This window comes from Pseudoduganella ginsengisoli, assembly GCF_009720865.1.
In the GTDB taxonomy this organism is placed as follows: Bacteria; Pseudomonadota; Gammaproteobacteria; order Burkholderiales; family Burkholderiaceae_D; genus Rugamonas; species Rugamonas ginsengisoli.
Genome location: NZ_WNLA01000043.1, coordinates 1 through 17551, shown reverse-complemented (window position 1 = coordinate 17551; position 17551 = coordinate 1). Strand labels below are relative to the sequence as shown.

Here is a 17551-nt window from a genome sequence, read left to right as displayed (position 1 = left end):
CCTGGCCGGCGCGGTCTGGCGCGCCACCGCGCCGGCCGGCGCCGCTGCCGGCTATGCCGGCCATACCGGCAAGCTGATCGCCGTACTGTGCGAGAAGGGCTACCACCAGGCGCTGGCCACGCTGGCCGTCATGCAGGCGGCGCACGCCTACCTGCCGCTGCATGTGGACTGGCCGGCAGGGCGCCTGCTCGATGTCCTGGCCGAAGGCGCAGCCGAATGCGTGCTGATTTCGCGCCAGTGCGCCGCCGATGCCGCGCTGGTCGCTGCGCTGTCGGCGCACCACCGCCTGCTTGTCATCGAAGACTTGCTGGATGCGGCCGTGGCAAGAGCGGAGAAGGAAGCCGCGCCAGCGTTGCCCGTCACCGGTCCTGACGACATCGCCTATGTGATTTTCACTTCCGGCTCCACCGGCAAACCCAAGGGCGTGACCATCAGCCATCGCGGCGCCCTCAATACCATTATCGCCGTCAACCGCCATTACGAAGTCGGCGCGGCAGACCGCGTGCTGGCCCTGTCCGAACTCAGTTTCGACCTGTCGGTGTATGACATCTTCGGCCTGTTGATGGCCGGCGGCGCCGTAGTGTTCCCCGATCAGCGCCACACCAAGGACGCCGCCAACTGGCTCGACCTGGTGGAACGCCACCACATCACGCTGTGGAACACGGTTCCCCAGCTGGCCGGCCTGCTGGCCGCGGAATACCAGTTGCGTGCGGGCGTGGGCGCCAGCCTGCGCCTGTTCCTGCTCAGCGGCGACAAGATTCCGCTGGCCCTGCCGGCGCAATTGCGCGAAGCCTGCCCGCAGGCCGTCACGGTCAGCCTGGGCGGCGCCACCGAAGGCAGCATCTGGTCGATCTGGTGCCAGATCGATAGCGTACCGGCAGAGTGGCGCGCCATACCCTATGGCTATGCCATGCCTAACCAGCTGATGCTGGTGCTGGACGAGGACGGCCACGCGTGCGCACCCGGCGTCGCCGGCGAAATCCACATCGGCGGCATGGGCGTCGCCTTGAACTATTGGGGCGATCCGGACAAGACCGCCGCCAGCTTCATCCACCACCCGCAATGGGGCCGCCTGTACCGCACCGGCGACCTGGGCGCGCTGAACCCGGGGCAGTACATCGAGTTCATCGGCCGCAAGGACCGCCAGGTAAAAATCCGCGGCTACCGCGTTGAACTGGGCGAGATCGAGGCGCAGCTGGCCGCTTGCGCCGGCGTCAAGGATTGCGCCGTGACCGACCTGCTGTCGCTGCGCGCGCGCCAGGGACAGGCGGAGCAGGGCGGACGCCAGCTGCTGCTGGCTTACTATGTCGCCGGCGAACCGGGCGACGCGGTGGCCGAGGCGGCGCTGGAAGTGCAGCTGCAAGCCCGCTTGCGCGCCGCGCTGCCGGACTACATGGTGCCGGACCGCTATATTGCCGTCGCGCGCATGCCGCTGACGGCAAATGGCAAAGTCGATTACAGCGCGCTGCCGTTGCCGGCCCAGCCTGAACCGGGACGGGACGTGGCCGCACCGGCAACCGCGCTGGAACACAGCGTGGCGGCGGTCTGGGCCGAGGTGCTGGGCCTGCGCGGCGCCAGCCGCGCCGTCAGCGTTGACGACGATTTCGTCCACCTGGGCGGCGACAGCATCGACGCGATCCGGCTCGCCAGCCGCCTGCGCCAGGGCCTTGCCTGCCACGTGAGCGTGGCGGACATCTTCTCGGCGCGCACCATCCGCGCCCTGTGCCGCGTCATCGCGGCGAGGGCGGGCGAACAGGCCACCGCCGTGCGCACTGAAAGCGGCGCCCTGACGGGCGAGTCGCGCCTGCTCCCTGTGCAGCAATGGTTCTTCCAGCAGCGTTTCGAGCAGCCGGCGCAGTGGAGCCAGGCTTTCGTCATCCACACCCCCGTGCTGGACACGGACCGGCTGCAAGCCTGCATCGGGCAACTGTTTGCCCACCATGACGCGTTCCGCCTGCGCTTCGATACCGATGGCGCGGGCGCTGTGCGCCAGCGCTACGGCCAGGACGCTGTGCCGCCACTGCACATCCATCGCGATGGCGCCGCAAGCGGCCACGCGCGCCGCCTGCGCCAGGCGCAGCAGCAGTTCGACCTGGCTGCCGGCCCGCTGTGCAGCATCGACTATATCGATGGCTATCCCGACGGCAGCGCACGCATTTGCCTGCTGGTCCATCACCTGCTGATCGACACTGTCAGCTGGCGTATCCTGGCCGAGGACCTGGAACAGCTGTATCACGGCGCCTCGCTGCCCCCGAAAGGCAGCAGCTACCGCCAGTGGAGCGAGGCGGTGCATGCCTACGCCGCGGCCCATGCCGGCCAGGCCGCCTATTGGCAGGCGCAACTGGCGGCCAGCCAAGACCCGTTCGCTGCGCTGGACTTGCCGCGCGGCGATATCGGCCGTGCGGAATTTTCCCTGACCGTGGCCGAAACAGCGCACCTGCTGCACCAGGCCAACGAAGTGCACCACACGGAAATCAATGACCTGCTGCTGGCCGCCCTGGCCGGCGCGCTGGCGGCCCGCTTCGGCAACCACGCCAACACCATCATGCTGGAAGGGCACGGCCGCGAAGAAATCGATGCCGCGATCGACATCAGCCGCACCATGGGCTGGTTCACGTCCCTTTACCCGGTCGCATTGCGCGCCGGCGCCAGCGTGGGCGAAACCATCGTCAACGTCAAAGAGATGCTGCGTGCAGTACCCGACAAGGGGGTCGGCTTTGGCGCATTGCTCGGCTACGGCCATGCGGTGCTGCCTGCCATCTGCTTCAATTACCTGGGCCAGCTGGACCGGCAGGACGGCGGGGCTGCCGCCGGGGGGCAATGGTATCTGGGCGATGAGAGCATCGTGCTGCTCAGTGGTGAACGCAATCGCGACGGCTATCGCCTGGTCGTCACCGGCGCCGTGCAGCAGGGGCAGATGCGCTTTTCCATCGACAGCGACGCCGGCGCCGCGCTGGCCGGCGAAGTCGCGGCCACACTGCAGCAATGCCTGTCCGAACTGGTGCGTTATACCAGCGAACAGACCCGCGGCTACCTGAGCCCGCACGATGTCGGCCAGTTGCTGACGCAGGCCCAGCTCGACGAGCTGCAGGCCGGGGCCGAGGTGGAACAAGTGTTCCTGGCCAACAGCCTGCAGCAGGGCTTTATTTACCATGCGCTGTCGCAAGGCGAGACCGACACGGCCTACCACGTGCAGACCATCTGGGAATATGGCAGCGAGATCGACGAAGACAAGTTGCGCCAGGCGTGGGAAACCGCGCAGCGCATGTACGGCGCACTGCGCATGCGCTTTTCGTGGCAAGACAAACTGCTGCAGATTATCGACCGCAGCGCGGCGCTGGAATGGGAATCGCTCGACCTGGGCGCCCTGGAACCGGCGGTGCAGCAAGCGCGCCTGGCGGAGTTGCTGGCGCAAGACCGCCAGCGCCGCTTCGCGCTGGACCGGGCCGGCCTGTTCCGCCTGTGCTTCGTGCGCCTGGGCGAGGGCAAGTCCGCGCTGCTGTTCAGCTGCCACCATGTGATCCTGGATGGCTGGAGCAGCGTGGTGCTGATCAACAAGGCCCACGAGATATACCTGGCCTTGCTGCAGGGGCGGCAGGGCGCGTGGCCGGAACAGCGCGGCTACCAGCTGGCCCAGCGCCATGTGCAGGATACAAGCGGCGCCCATGCCGGTTACTGGAATGCCGTGTTGCAGGACGCGCCGGTGCAGAACCGGCTCAGCGCGCTCATCAAGCCAGGGCTGCAAGACAGCGTGGACTTGAAGACGTACAAATTCGTGTCCGAACCGGCCATCCTGCAGCACTATTACCGTGGTGCGCAGCTGGCCGCGCTGCGCGCGCTGTGCCTGCAGCAGGGCGTGACCGTCAATGCGCTGTTCGAATTCCTGTGCCACCAGATCCTGCACCTGTATTCCTATGAACCCTTGACCATCACCGGCGCCACGGTGTCGGGACGCGATTTGCCGATCGACGGCATCGAGGATGCGGTCGGCATGCTGATCAACACCTTGCCGCTGGTAACGCGCCACGCCGACATCGCGGAACTGGAAGCGGGCGCCGCCCTGCGCCAGTTGCAGCAGCAAATCACCAGCATTAACGACAAGAGCGCGACGTACCTGGCCAGCCTGCAGAAAGAAGGCCGGCGCATTTTCGATTTGCTGTTCGTCCATAACAACTTCACGACCCTGAGTGCGGGCCCGCAGTTCGATGCGCTGCGCATCGGCAATTTGCGCACGGTGGAAAAGCTCGACTATCCGCTGGCCATGATCGTGGAGGAGGGCGAAGAGACCATCGAAGTCGCGATCCGCTATGCGGGCGAACTGTTCGACCAGTCGCTGGTCGCGGGTTTCTTCGAGCTGATGGACCGCATGCTGGCGCAAATGATCAGCCAGCCCGCTACGCTGGTGCGCAATCTGGCAGGCCATCAAGACAGCGCCGCCGTGGCGCCCGCCGGCCTGCCGGCCGCACCGCCGCCGGCGTCCATCGTCAGCCACTTCGAGCGCTGCGCCGCCAGCCATCCCGAACGCACGGCGCTGCAGTATGGCGCCCAGGCGTTCAGCTATGGCCAGCTCAATGCGCGCGCCAACGGCCTGGCCGCGTACCTGCGCGGCCGTTATGCCCCGGCGCCTGAAGCATTGATCCCAGTCTGCTTTGCCGATCCGGTACTGGACATTGTCGCCATGCTGGCCGTGCTCAAGCTGGGCGCGGCCTACGTGCCGGTGGCAACCGGTGTCAGCGCGGCCCAGGCCGCGTTCACCATCGCCGACACCAGTGCGCCGTTCGTGCTGACGGAAGCGCGCTTCGCCGGCAGTTTCACTGCCCACTTCGCCCAGCCCGGCGCGGTTGTCGCACTCGATGGCTTGGACTTGCCGGACGGCGCAGACCATCCCGCCAGCGCACCGGCGCCGTCGGCGCTGTGCTGCGTCATGTACACGTCCGGCAGTACCGGCCAGCCCAAGGGCGTGATGATCGAGCACGCCGGCGTGGTGTCGCTGGTGCGCGGCGCCGGCTACATCGATATCACGGCGGACGATGTGTTCGTCCACCTGGCCGACCGCCGTTTCGACGCGTCGCTGTTCGAAGTGTGGGGCGCGCTGCTGAACGGCGCCAAGCTGGTGCTGGTGGGCGACCCGCTGGCGCTGCTGGGCGACGTGGCCGGCATGGCCAGCCTGATCGAGCGCGAAGCAGTCACTACGCTGTGGCTGACCAAGTCGCTGTTCGATGAACTGTACCGCCAGTCCGACCAACTGTTCAAACCGCTGACCTGGCTGCTGGTCGGTGGCGAGGCATTGAACCGCGTGCTGGTGGAAAAACTGCTGGCGTCCGACACCAGGCCGCGGCACTTGCTGAACGGCTATGGGCCGACTGAAAATACCACCTTCAGCACGGTTTGCGAACTGACCCTGGACAAGCTGCGCCAGTCGCGCGCCGTGCCGATCGGCCAGCCGCTGCGCCAGCGCCAGGCGCTGGTGCTGGGCCGCGCGCTGCAAGCGCTGCCGGCAGGCGCCATCGGCGAGCTGTATGTGGGCGGCGCCGGCCTGGCGCGCGGCTACCTGAACCAGCCCGCGCTGAGCGCGGCAGCCTTCATCGAAGACCGCCAGCGCGGCATGCGTTTGTACCGGACTGGCGACCTGGCGCAGCTGACGGCCGGTGGCGAGCTGGTCTTCATGGGCCGGGCCGACAGCCAGGTCAAGCTGCGCGGCTACCGCATCGAGCTGGAAGAACTGGAGCTGGCGATTGCCGCCTTCCCCGCCGTGGCGCAGGCGGCGGCCGCCATCAAGACCGGCGCCAACGGCCACAAGCAACTGGTTGGCTATTACGTGGCCCGCGCCGGCGCAGCCGTCGATATGGACAAGTTGCGCGAACACTTGTCGCAGTCCTGCCCGGACTTCATGCAGCCATCCATGCTGGTGGCGCTGGACGCGATGCCGCTGACCGCCAGCGGCAAGATCAACCGCGACCAATTGCCTGATCCCGCCACCGCCGCGGCACGCCAGGCCGCGCCGGATGCGTCCGCGCCACAGGCAGCGCCGGCAACTGCACTGCAAACGGAACTGCAGGGCGGCATCCGCCGCATCTGGGCCGCGATCCTGGGCCTGCCGGAAAACCAGCTGGGCGCCGACGCGGACTTCTTCGCGCTGGGCGGCGACAGCATCCTGTGCCTGCAAATGGTGGGGGCGCTCAACAAGCAATACCGCAAGAACCTGTCGGTACGCCTGGTGTTCAAGCACAAGACCATCGCGGCGCTGGCCGATTACCTGGAACATGCGGCGCCGGAAGGCTACGTCAAAATGCGCAAGATCTGGTCCGACGTGCTGGGCATCCCGGCTACCAGCATTGGTTACCAGGACGATTTCTTCGCCATCGGCGGCGACAGCATCCTGTGCCTGCAGATGGTCAACCGCATCAGCAAGGAAATGCAGCACAAGGTCGCGGCGCGCATCGTCTTCAAGCACAAGACCATCGCTGCGCTGCATGCGTGGATCGAACAGGCGGCGGGCGCGCGCACCGTGCCGGAGCCTGCCCCGGCAGCGCCGGCAGCGAGCGCGGCCACCTTGGTCGCGCTGCATCCGATCCAGCAATGGTTCTTCGCGCTGGAGGCGCCACAGCCTCAGCACTGGAACCAGTCATTCCTGATTCACACCCCAGCGCTGGACCTGGAACGCCTGCGCCCCGCGCTGGCGGCGCTGGTGGCCGCGCACGGCGTCTTCGCGCTGCGCTACCGCCACGGGCCGAACGGCGCCGAGCAGTTCCACGCCGGCCAGGCCGCTGCATTGCCGCTGGCCGTCATCGACGTCTCCAGCCTGTCCGAAGCGGCGCTGCAGCAGCAATTGACGGCGCTGCAAAGCGGCTTCCACCTGGAACAAGGCCCATTGGCCAGCGCCGCTTACCTGCACGGTTACGCGGACGGTTCTGCGCGCATCTTCATGGCCTTCCACCACTTGATCATGGACGCCGTCAGCTGGCGCATCTTGATGGGCGACCTGGAAACGCTGTACGCCGGCGAAACACTGCCGCCCGCCAGTGCTTCTTACGCCGGCTGGACCGCCGCGCTGCAGGGCTATGCCGGCCGCAACCAGTCCGAACGCGCCTATTGGCAATCGGTGCTGGCCGATTACGACGCCGCGCCTTACCGCGCGCTGGCTACCGCCAAGACCGGACGCAACAGCTTCCGGCTGGACGCCGCGCTGACGTCGGCCCTGCTGCACAAATCGAACCACGCCTTCAATACCGCCATCAACGACTTGCTGGTGGCGGCCCTGGCGCTGGCGCTGCGCGACCTGACCGCGCGCGACGTGCACCATATCATCATCGAAGGCCATGGCCGCGAGCATATCGACGACGCGGTGGATGTCAGCCGCACGGTCGGCTGGTTCACCACGCTGTGCCCGCTGCGGCTGGGCGCCGGCGCCACGCTGCCCGATACCATCAAGGACGCCAAGGAAACCCTGCGCGCCGTGCCGCTCAAGGGCCTGGGCTACGGCGCACTGTTTGGCTACCAGCGCGCCGCCATGCCGGTGGTCAGCTTCAACTATCTTGGCCAGTTCAATGAGGGCGGGGCGGATGGCTGGTATCTGGCCGACGAAGCATCCGGGCAGAATTTCCATTCCGACAATGTGAATGGCAACCTGGTCGACATCAATTGCTACGTCAAGGCTGGCCAATTGGCGGTCGACATCGACAGCCAGCTGACGCCGCAACTGGCGCTGCGCTTTGCCGCCGCGCTGGAAACCCGCATTGCCGAAGTGGTGGACTGCTGCCAGGCGCGCCGCCGCACCGAATACAGCGCCAGTGACTTCCTGGCGATCGGCAGCGCGGCCGACCTGGATCAGCTGCCCGCCATCGACTCGGGCGATCCGCACGACTGGTTCGAGATGACGGAAATCCAGAAAGCCTACCTGCTGGGCCGCCTGGCCAGCTTCGAGATCGGCAACGTCGCCAACCATATTTATTACGAGTTCGCTTTTGACGAGATCGATCATGCACGCCTGCAGCGCGCCCTCGATACGCTGATCGCGCGCGAGCCGGTGCTGCGTACCGAGTTTTCGTTCCAGCGCATGCAGCAGCGCATCGTGCCGCTGGAGCAGTTTGGCGGCCACCGCATCGCGCACAACGACCATGCCGGCAGCCTGGCGGACGACGGCGCGCTGGAAGCCGTGCGCCAGCGCCTGTCCCACGTGGTCTACGATCCTGAGCGGGCGCCGCTGTTCACCTTTGAAACCAGCCGCTTCAGCGACCGCGCCTGCCTGCACATCAGCATGGACTTGATCTTGCTGGATGCGGAAAGCCGGCGCCGCCTGCTTGGCCAGCTGGACCAGCTGTACCGCATGCCCGCGCAGGCTTTGGCGCAGGCGCCTGCCGTCACCAGTTTCAAGCACTACCAGGCCGCTTACCAGGCGCTGCGCCTGTCGCCGTGGTACCAGCGCGACCGCGCGTATTGGCAAGAGCGGGTGCAAGAGATGCCGCTGCGTCCGGAGCTGCCGCTGCGCGTGGCGCCCGGCGCCATTGAGCGTCCCGTGTTTGCCGACCACACGCTGTATGTGGAACCCGTTACGTGGCGCAAGTTCAAAGAGCAGGCCGCCCGCTATGGCGTGTCGCCGTCGGCTGCACTGCTGAGCCTGTATGGCGAAGTGATCGGCTTCCACGCCGGCTCCGCCGAGTTCATCATGACGATGACGGTATTCAACCGCTATCCGATGTTTGACGACGTCGAACAGATCATGGGCGATTTCACGTCCACCAACCTGTTCCACTTCAAGTCCTTCGGCAAGGATGCGCTGCAGACCATCGAGCGCAGCCACCAGCTGATGTGGGACAACATCGCCCATGGCCTGTACACCGGCCTGGAAGTGCAGCGCGACCTGGTCAAGCTGCACGACCTGGACATGCACAAGGCCACATCGCCGATCGTGTTCACCGGCGTGCTGGGCAACAAGAACGGCGCCCACGAGAGCAGCGCCTTCCTCAACGACAGCGAACGGCGCGGCCAGCGCCTGTGGATGGGGCAGACGTCGCAAGCGTGGATCGACTTGCAGGCCATTGAAACGGGCGACCAGTTCATGAGCAAGTGGCTGTACGTCGAGCAGCTGTTCGGACGCGAACAAATCGCACGCATGAACATGGCGTATTGCAAGCTGATCGCGTACCTGGCGGAACATGACTGGCACGACTGCTCGGCAGCCATGCCGCGCATCGCGCCGCGCCAGCAGGAATTGATCGCACAGCTGAACCACCGCCCGCAAGACGTGCCGCAGCAGCCGCTGTTCGCGCTGATCGCGGCATCGGACGCAACCGCCGTCATCGATGGCGATGGCACGCGCACCAGCTACCGCGAATTGCTGGCGCAGTCCGGCGACCTGGCGCGCTACCTGTGGCTGCAAGCGCAAGGGCCATCTTCCGCCGCGCCGGTCCACACGGGCAAGCTGGCCGCCATCCTGTGCGAGAAGGGTGCGGGCCAGGTCATTGCCGCGCTGGCCGCGATGCAGGCCGGCCACGGCTACCTGCCGCTGAATGTGGACTGGCCGGCGGCGCGGCTGAAGGCCGTGCTGGCCGAAGGGCAGGTGGCGCACCTGCTGGTGTCGCGCGCCCAGGCCGCCGACGCCGGCCTGATGGCCGACCTGGGCGCCCAATACCAGATCATCGTCATTGAAGAAGTGCTGGCCGCGATGCGTTCCGGCAGTCCCGATGCAACTGCCGTGCGCGCGCTGGCGCTGCCGCAAGTGCAGGCGGGCGACATCGCCTACGTGATCTTCACGTCGGGTTCGACCGGTACGCCGAAAGGGGTGACGATTTCCCACTATGGCGCGCTGAACACCATCCTGGCAGTCAACCGGCATTTCGGCGTGGCGCCATCGGACAAGGTGCTGGCGCTGTCCGAGCTGAGCTTCGACCTGTCGGTCTACGATATCTTCGGCCTGCTGATCGCCGGCGGTACCGTGGTGTTCCCAGAACAGTCGCGCACCAAGGACGTGGCAGGCTGGCTGGAGCTGGTGGAACGCCATCAAGTCACGTTGTGGAATACGGTGCCGCAGCTGGCCGGCCTGCTGGCGGAAGAATACCGCCAGCAGCGCCGCTGCAACGCCAGCCTGCGCGCCTTCCTGCTGAGCGGCGACCGCATTCCGCTCAGCCTGCCGGGCCAATTGCGCGAGCGCTTTGGCCAGGCCAGCGTCACCAGCCTGGGCGGCGCCACGGAAGGCAGTATCTGGTCGATCTGGCATCCGGCCAGCGACGTCGATCCGGCGTGGAATTCCATTCCCTACGGGACGGCCATGCCGAACCAGAGCATGCTGGTGCTGAACCCGCACGGCGAGCCTTGCCCCATCGGCGTCACCGGCGAGATCCACATCGGCGGCGCCGGCGTGGCCTTGAATTACTGGGGCGACGCCGCCAAAACCGCGGCCAGCTTCATTGAACACGCACAGGAAGGGCGCCTGTACAAGACGGGCGACCTGGGCCGCTGGCTGCCGGATGGCAGCATTGAATTCATCGGCCGCAAGGATAGCCAGGTCAAGATCCGCGGCTACCGCGTCGAACTGGGCGATATCGAAGCGTGCCTGCGGCAGCTGGACGTGGTTGACGAGGCCGTGCTGAGCATTGCGATGGAAGCGGCCGGCCATGGCCAGTTGACCGCCTATGTCAAACCTGCGCAGCGCCTGCGCGTGGCGGACAGCCAGCTGGACTTCAAGCTGGCCCAGCATGGCGATCGCGTGTTGGACCAGGCGGGCCTGGCGCGTGTGCCGCTGCTGCCGCCGTTCCAGTCCGACAGCGAATGGGGGCAGTCGGCCCAGCAGACGCGCAAGAGCTACCGCGTGTTTGAAGGCGTTCCGCTGCAGCGCGCGCAATTGACGGCGGCCCTGGCTGTGCCAGCCTGCGCGGCGGGACCGGCGCGGATCGGCCTGGACGCCGTCAGCGCCAGCCTGCATGGCTTGCTGGCGCTGCCCGGCAGCACGGCCGCACTGCCGAAGTACCGCTATCCGTCGGCAGGCACGCTGTATTCGGTCCAGCTGTACCTGGCCGTGGGCGCGGATGTGCCAGGCTTGCCGGCCGGCCACTACTACGTCGACCGCCGCCGGCACCAGCTGGTCCGGCTGGGCGATGCCGCTCCAGGCGACAGCGGGGCGCCGCTGGAATTGCTGCTGGTCGGTACGCCCGCGGCGATTGAACCGGTATATGGCCAAGGCAGCAGCTTCCTGTCGCTGCTGGAATGCGGCTATATCGAAGGGGTGCTGGCTTGCACGGCTGCCACGGGCGCCCTGCGCTGGGAGCGCGCCGAAGCGGGCGCCGCGCCGGCCGTACTGGGCCTGGCCGAGGGGCAGAATGTCCTTGGCCGCCTGCGGCCCTGCAACGCCGCATTTGCCGCGGAATCTGCCGCAGTCAATCCAGCAGCCACCGCCGCACCATGCCATCTGTACGTGCGTGCCGGCCAGGTGCAAGACCTGGCGCCCGGATGGTACAGCCTGGACGGGCAAGGGTTGACGGCGCAGCCATGGCCGCACCTGCCGGACCCGCAGGCGCTCGATGACAACGCCATGGTGTGGAACAGCGCTGCGCTGGCGCTGTTCTTCATCAGCGCCGGCAAGGAGGCCGCCGCCACCGAGTACGTGGATGCCGGCGTTGCCGCGCAGCGGCTGATGGAGCAATTGCTGGCAGCCGATGCCGGCACCTGCGCGATGGGCGAAGTGCATCCGGAACAGCGCGCCGCGCTGGACGCCATCTTCGGCGGCCGCGTCGTGCTGCACCATGTCGTGGCCGGGCCGGTCAGCACGGAACAGAAGCAGGCCAGCGGCGGTTCCAGCGTCGACCGCGCCAGCGGCTTCGTGCGCTATATCGAGCAGCAGCTGCAGGCGCGCCTGCCGCACTACATGGTGCCCGAGCGCTTCGTGTTGCTGGACCAATTCCCGCTGTCGGCCAACGGCAAGGTCGATCACGCCGCGCTGCAGGCCCACGGCGCCGCCGGTTCCGCCAGCCGCAAGCCGCGCCAGCTTCCCGCCACGCCGGTGGAAGTCGCGCTGGCCCGGCTGTGGTCGGAAATGCTCGGCATCGAACAGCACACCATTTCGGTGGAAGACCATTTCTTCCGCCTGGGCGGCAATTCCCTGCTGGCGATGCAATTCATCAGCCGCGTCGGCCGGGAATTCGACTACACGCTCAAACTCGATGAACTGTACCAATACTCGGATCTGAAATCGCTTTCGATCCGGCTGGAAGCGGCCAACGCCGACAGCGTCAACCGCTTTAGTGGAGAACTCTAATGCATCACACAGAATTACTGTATCAACTGAAACAACAGAAAATCCAGCTGTGGGCCAAGCCGGACGGCAACCTCGGCTTCAGCGTCGGCCAGCAGGACGGCTTCCCTGCGGACTTGAAAGCCCGCGTGGCGGCCGCCAAGGCGGACTTGCTGGATATCCTGCGCTTCAATGACATCGGCTCCGAAGCGCAGGCCAGGGCCACCGAGTTTTACCGCTTGCCGGAAGCGTTCCAGCCGCGCGTGCTGTCGAATATCCAGCAAGGCATCTACCTGCAGGCCCGGCTGGATTCGCTGCCGTATTCGTACAACGTGCCGGTCTTTATCGAGGTCGACGACATGCCGGCCGCGCAGGCTGCCCGCGCCGTGCGGGCACTGCTGGCGCGCCAGGACATGCTGCGTTTGAAAATCGGCGCGGACATGGCCTGCGGATGCTTCGACGTGGAAGAGTTCACGGTGGCCGAAGTGGAAATCGACGCCGGCCAGGTGGAAGCCGAGTGCGCGCTGCGCTATCAGCGGCCGTTCCAGCTCGATGGCGGCAAGCTGGTGCAGACTGAGATCCTGACCGTGCGCGGCAGCGGCCGCATCATCATCAACCTGACCCATCACCACATCCTGTCGGACGCGCTGTCGGTTGGTATCCTGATGGCCGAGGCGCTGCGCGCTGAAGCCGGGCCGGCCGCGCCCGCCGCACCGGTCACTTACCGGGATTTCCAGGCGTGGCAAGCCTACCTGCTGGGCACGGAACAGTACCAGCAGGGCCTGGCCCGCCTGGCCGCCAGGCTGGACGGCGCCGAAGCGCTGCCGGCCGCCGCCAAACGCCGCGCCGTGGGGACTAACCAGGCCGGCCTGATGCGCCGCCGCATCGGTACGCAGCGCTATCACGCATTGCGCACCGCCGCGCTGGACCAGGGTGTGAGCCTGTATGCGCTGCTGCTGACGGGCCTGTACCATACGTTGAGCGTGTTCAATGGCGGCCAGCAGAATTTCCCCCTCGGGCTGACCATTTCCAACCGGCCGTTCGCGCTGGCCGGCACGGTGGGGCCGTTTATCAGCACGCTGCCGTTGATCCCGGCCTACCAGCCGTCGGCCACCATGGCCGCCAACGTCAAACTGGTCAATGAAGAGCTGAATTACCTGAATGAACACCAGCAGCTGAACTTGAACCTGGTGGCGGCCCGGCTGCCGCAGCGGGCCGGAGACATGGCCCAGCTGATGCACGTGATGTTCACCATGCACAATTTTGGCGGGCTGGACACGTCCGGCGCCGCGTACCGCCATCGCCTCATCAATGTGCCGGAAGAGGTGGAAAAATTCGGCCTGTCCGTCACTGCCACCGAACTGGACGACAGCATTGAACTGCAAGTCAGCTACGCGCTGGACTTGTACGGCGCGCCTTACGTGTCGGCGCTGTTCGACAGTTATCTGGCCCTGCTGGACGGCATCGATGCCGCCAGCTGGCAAGAGCCGATTGCCAGCCTGCCGCTGCTCGCTCCCGGGCACGCGGCCCCGCCGCAGCCTGTGCATGCGGTGCGCGAAGCGCTCGACAGCGTCTTCGAACTGCAGGCGGCCCGCACGCCGGACGCTGTGGCCGTCGTGTGCGGCGCCACCACGCTCAGCTACCGCCAGCTCAATGAGCAGGCCAACCGCCTCGCGCATTACATGAAAGAGCACCACGGCGTGGCCCGGGAAACGCCGGTGGCGCTATGGCTGGAGGGCACGGCCGACGTGATTGTCGCCATGCTGGCCGTGCTCAAGGCCGGCGGCTGCTACGTTCCACTCAGCAGCAGCTTCCCGCCGGATAAAGTGCAGTACATCCTTGGCCAGACTGCGCCACGCCTGGTGCTGACCCACGCCGCACTGCGGGAGGGGGCGGGCGGCGTGGCCACGCTGGTGCTGGACGATGCCGCTACGGCCGCGGCGATTGCCGCGTGCCCGGCGGACAACCTGGCGCTCGGCCTGCCGCCTACGAACCTGGCCTACATCATGTACACGTCGGGCACGACCAACAACCCGAAAGGGGTGATGGTGGAACATGCCGGCATTGTGTCGCTGGCCTGCGATCCCGGCTATATCGACGTGACGCCAGCGGACGCACTGCTGCTGCTGTGCGACCAGGGTTTCGACGTCGCCACCTTTGAAATCTGGGCGGCCTTGCTCAATGGCGCGCGCGTCGTCGTGCCCGAGGATAAATTGGCGCTGCTGTCGGACGTGGAGCGCTTTGCCGCGTTGCTGGAGGCGCAGCGCATTTCCGTGCTGTGGCTGACCAAGACGCTGTTCGACCAGATCTACGTCGCCGACGAGCAAGTCTTTGCCGGCCTGCGCTGCCTGCTGATCGGCGGCGAGGCGCTGAACAAGCCGCTGATCGACAAGCTTGCCGCGTCCGACTACCGGCCGGCGCACCTGATCAATGGCTATGGCCCGACCGAGAACACCACGTTCAGCTGCACGCTGGAAATCGACAGCGCCAACCTGGCGCTGGCCGACAGCGTCCTCATCGGCAAACCCATGCGCGACCGCAGCGCCTTCGTGCTGGACGCGGCCGGGCGGCAATTGCCCGATTATGCCATCGGCGAGCTGTATGTCGGCGGCGCCGGCGTGGCCCGCGGCTACCTGCACAATCCTGAACTGACCCGCAGCCAGTTCGTCCCGAATCCATTCCAGACCGCGCAGGAAAAGGCGGAAGGCGTCCACCACACGTTGTACCGTACCGGCGACCTGGTGCGCCGCCATGCCAGTGGCGACCTGGAATTCCTGGGCCGCCGGGACACCCAGGTCAAGCTGCGCGGCTACCGCATCGAATTGCCGGAAATCGAGGAAGTGCTGATGGCGTTCCCCGGCGTCGTCCAGGCTGCGGTGATCGTCAGCAAGGTGGCAGGCGCCGACCATTTGCTGGCTTACTATGTGGCTGACCGCGAATTGCAGGAATCCGAGGTGAAAGCCCATGTGGCGCGCATGCTGCCGAGCTATATGGTGCCGTCGCGGTGTATCGCGCTCGATGCGCTGCCGGCCAACCAGAACGGTAAGCTGGACAAGAAACGCTTGCCGCTGCCAGCCTTGCTGGACGGGCAGGATTATGTGGCGCCGCGCAATGACCTGGAACGCACGCTGTGCGCGATTTTCGCCGCCCAGTTCGAGCTTGACGCCGCCAAGGTTGGCTGCCGCGACGATTTCTTTGCCATGGGTGGCAACAGCGTGCTGGCCATCAGTGTCGCCAGCAAGATCAACCAGACGCTGAAGGCATCCGTCACGGCGCGCACCATTTACGAATGCAAGACCGTCGAAGGCATCGCCGCCGTGCTGGCTGCCGGCCGGCAGGAATTCGTCTACGAGGCATTCCTCATTGATGCCGCCCAGGGCAAGGCGGACCAGTTTGAACCCTTCCCGCTGACCAATGTGCAGCAAGCGTACCAGCTGGGCCGCTCCAGTTCCTTTGGGCTGGGCAACGTGGCGACCCACATCTACCAGGAACACGCGTTCACTATGCTGGACGTTGGCAGGCTGGAAGCCAGCTTCAATGCGCTGATTGCGCGCCATCCGGCGCTGCGCACGGTGTTTTCCGACTCCAGCCAGCGCATCCTGCAAACCACGCCGTACTACCGCATCGCCGTGCAGGATTTCACCAGCGCGGGCAGCCTGGAAGCGTACCGCGACGCCATGTCGCACAAGATCTACGACCTCACGGTATTCCCCCTGTTTGACGTGGCGGTCAGCCATACGCTGTCGGGGATTATCCTGCACCTGAGTTTCGATGCCTTGCTGATGGATGCGCACAGCTTCCGCATCTTCTTCGATGAATGGACCTTGCTGTACAACGAGCCGGATGCGGTCTTGCCGCCACTGGAGCTGAGCTACCGCGATTATGTCTGCCGCTTTGACGAGGTGCGGGCGGGGCCGCAATTCGCGCAGGCCAGGGCATACTGGGAAAACAAGCTGGATGACTACAATTTCGACGTCGGACTGCCGACGGTAGCCAATGCGCAGCAGATCGCCAAGCCGGTGTTCAAACGCGCCACCCGCACCATCCCGCAAGCCGTGTGGCGGCGCCTGGAAAGCCGCGCCCAGCGCGCCGGCATCAGTCCCACCGTGGCCATGCTGGCCCTGTACGGCGAAGTGCTGTGCTTCTGGACCGGGCAGCCGAATGTGTGCATCAACCTGACATTGTTCAACCGCCTGCCGCTGCATCCGCAAGTCAATGACATCGTTGGCGATTTCACTGTGCTGGAATTGTTCAATTATGTGGCGGCACGGGGCGAAGAACGCCGGCTGGCGCCGCTGATGGCGGCTGTGCACCAGGCTTTGTGGGAAGACATCGACCACAACCTGTTTGACGGCATAGACTTCCAGCGCCTGGTGCGCAGCCGTAAGGCTATCCCGTCCGGCCAGCCGCTGGCCCCGGTGGTGTTTACCAGCCTGGTCGGCAATACCGGCAAGTTCCAGAAGACGGGTATTTTCATCAACGATTCCTACCAGCGCGAAACTTATTCGATCACGCAGACGTCGCAGGTATGGCTGGATAACAAAGCCTATGAAAACCAGGATGGCCTGGTCGTCGAATGGGACTATGTCGAGCAATTGTTCGACGCCGCGCTGGTGGAAACGATGCACGCGGCCTATTGCGGCATGATCGAAGCGCTGGCCGATTGCGACTGGCAAGACGCTGTATTGCCACGGCTGCCGCTGCCAGAGGCCGACCGGCAAGTGATTGCGCAAGCCAATGCCGCCGTGCAGGCAACCAGCACCGGCACCTTGTTTAGCCGCTGCGCAGGCCGCGATGACGCCATTGCCGTGATTGAAGGCGGCAGCGGCCGCCAGTTCAGCCATGCGCAGCTGCGCGCAGACAGCGCGCAGCTGGCGCGCCACCTGGTGCGCAGCGAAGGCACGGACGGCGGCTTGATCGCCATCCTCAGCGAAAAAGGCTACAACCAGGTGGCGGCAAGCCTGGCCATCATGCAGTCCGGCCATGGCTACCTGCCGCTGCACGTCGAATGGCCGGCCGGCCGCATCGACACCGTGCTGCAGCAGGGCAAAGTGCGCACCGTGCTGTTGTCGGCCAAACAGGCTGCCTGTGAGGAAATCCAGGCCGCGCTGGCGGGGCGCTACCGCCTGCTGGTGATTGAAACCCTGCTGGAACAATTGGCCGGTGATGCGTCGCTGCATGCACAGGCGCTACCTCAGGTGGCGCCGGACGATTTGGCGTATGTGATCTTTACGTCCGGCTCGACCGGCGTGCCGAAGGGTGTAAGCATCAGCCATCGCGGCGCGCTCAACACCATCGACGCCGTCAACCAGCGCTTTAGCGTGG

At 66.0% G+C, this 17551-nt stretch carries 2 protein-coding genes; both read left to right on the top strand.

Features of this window, described 5'->3' with window-relative positions; translation table 11 throughout:
- Position 1: 1 nt before the first annotated feature.
- Positions 2 to 12250, top strand: a complete 12249-nt coding sequence (locus GM668_RS29510; RefSeq protein WP_308506855.1) for a non-ribosomal peptide synthetase — start codon at positions 2 to 4, stop codon at positions 12248 to 12250.
- Positions 12250 to 17551, top strand: a 5302-nt coding sequence (locus GM668_RS29505; RefSeq protein ID WP_155442554.1) for a non-ribosomal peptide synthetase, incomplete at its 3' end; no start/stop codon positions are given. The genes GM668_RS29510 and GM668_RS29505, both read left to right, overlap by 1 nt.